Source organism: Cellulomonas gelida (assembly GCF_006538725.1).
GTDB classification, from domain to species: Bacteria; Actinomycetota; Actinomycetes; order Actinomycetales; family Cellulomonadaceae; genus Cellulomonas; species Cellulomonas gelida.
In genome coordinates this window covers 1-1,977 of the sequence record NZ_BJLQ01000083.1, presented here as the reverse complement: position 1 = coordinate 1,977, position 1,977 = coordinate 1, and the positions used below count along the sequence as shown (strand labels likewise).

Here is a 1,977-nt window from a genome sequence, read left to right as displayed (position 1 = left end):
GAGGGAGAACCGGCGGAACGGGTCGCGCGCGCGCTCGCGCAGCCCGACCCGCTCGAGCACGTCCTCGACCGTGGTCTCGGGCACCTCGATGGCCGTGGCGAGGATCCGCAGGTTGCGGCGCGCGGAGAACATCGGCACGAACTTCGGCTGCTCGACGATCGCGCCGATCCGGCCGACGACCTCGGGCAGCCGCTCGGGCACCGGCCGGCCGAACAGGTGGATCTGCCCCGCGTCCGGACGCGCCAGCCCCAGCAGCATCCGGATCGTCGTCGTCTTGCCCGAGCCGTTCGGCCCGAGGAAGCCGTGCACACCGCCCGCCGGCACGTCGAGGTCGAGCCCTTCGACCGCGACGACCTGCGAGAGGTCGAACCTCCGGTAGGTCTTGCGCAGGCCACGGGTCGAGATGGCCGGTTCGGTCATGCTGATGGGGGCCTCCGGGGTCGTCCCTGGTGACAACGGCGCGCATCCCGGCGCGCGCGAGCCGGGCGGGCAGGGTTCGCCCGAACGGCGCAACGGTGCTCGCGCAGGTCAGGACACGTCGCGGCGGCGGAACACGAGCCAGGCGACGGCGACGGCGACCACGCCGACGACGCCGAGCACGACCGCTCCGTGGGTCTGGCTCACGACGTGCGTGACCGAGTCGCAGACCATGGCGTTGCCCTGGTCGGGGTCCGGTGCGCACCTCTCGACCCAGTACGTCGTGCCGCCGTTGACCCACGCGTCGACGTTGAGGTTGAGCAGGTAGGGCCGCAGACCGGGGACCATGGCCGCGACGTAACCCTCGACGACCGCGACCCAGCCGACGATCGCGCCGAGCACGGCGGCGGTGTGCCGGAGCAGGAACCCGAGCGCCCCGCCGAGCAGCGCGACCCCCACCACCAGGGCGGCGGTGCGTCCGCCGACCTGGAGCAGGTCCGCGACGGTGCTGGTGCCCTCCCCGCGGCTCGCGGGAGCGTGCATCGCGTCGTTGACGGCGAACGCCGCCCACGTCCCGCCGACGAGCACCGCGAGCGCGACGAGCGCGGTCGGCAGCGTCCCCAGCGCCGCGGCGGTGAGCTTGCTCGCGTACACCTGGCCGCGCCGCGGGGCGAACGTGAGCCAGTTGCCGATCGAGCCCGTGGAGAACTCCGCCGCGACGAAGCTCGCGCCCATGACGAGTGCGACCAGGGCGAGCGGGAGCGCGATGCCCGTGACGACCCCGAGCGCGTCGGAGTCGAAGTAGTGGCGGTACGGCAGGTAGTCCGCGAGCGTCGGCTCCCAGGTGCAGCCGCTCACGAAGTCGTCGGGCTTCTCGTCGGGGAAGTCCTCGAAGTACTGCTGCTCCTCCGCGAGGCAGGTCTCGAGATCCTCGGGGCTCATGGGCTCGAACGCGTCGACCTGCTCCTGCGCGAACGCGATGTCCTGCGCGCTGGGCGGGCCCGAGGCCTGCCACGCGGAGTACGGGCCGAGCAGCGCGAGCGCGAGCGCGCCGCACGCGAGCCCCCACAGCAGCGCTCGGGAGAAGAACCGGGAGAGCTCGGTCAGCAGCAGGCGGGTCATGCCGCACCCCCCGCGGAACGACGACCGTGCTGGTGGTCGGGCGCATCGGGCGCTCTGGTCCCTGGCCCTTGCCCGGCCGTGAGCTCGAGGAACACCGACTCGAGGTCGACGCGCACGGGCACGAGCTCGTCGACGAACAGGCCCGCGCGCGCGAGCACCTCCGTGATGCGCGCGCCGCTCGGCGCGCCGTCCACCAGCAGGTGGTGCCCGTCGCGGCGCACGGCCCAGCCCTGGGCGGCGAGCAGGTCGCCCGCGGTGCCCGGCACCTCGACGCCGACCCGCACGGTCGTGCCGGCCTGCCGCCCGATGAGCTCGGCGACCGTGCCCTGCGCGACGAGCCGACCGCGCGCGACGATCGAGACCGTGTCGGCGACCTGCTCGACCTCGGCCAGGATGTGGCTCGAGACCAGGACGGTCTTGCCGCGGTCGGCCAGGCCG

Annotated in this window: 3 protein-coding genes; all 3 read right to left on the bottom strand. The window is 73.8% G+C overall.

What is annotated here, in order from left to right:
• The coding region (locus tag CGE01nite_RS16720; RefSeq protein WP_141371777.1) for an ATP-binding cassette domain-containing protein at positions 1–420 on the bottom strand (420 nt) is incomplete at its 3' end.
• A 108-nt stretch (positions 421–528) separates the two neighbouring features.
• Complete coding sequence (locus tag CGE01nite_RS16715) at positions 529–1,539, bottom strand: ABC transporter permease subunit (protein ID WP_053071733.1); 1,011 nt, start codon at positions 1,537–1,539, stop codon at positions 529–531.
• On the bottom strand, positions 1,536–1,977 hold a 442-nt coding region (locus tag CGE01nite_RS16710), incomplete at its 5' end, for a DUF8746 domain-containing protein (protein WP_048343818.1). The genes CGE01nite_RS16715 and CGE01nite_RS16710, both read right to left, overlap by 4 nt.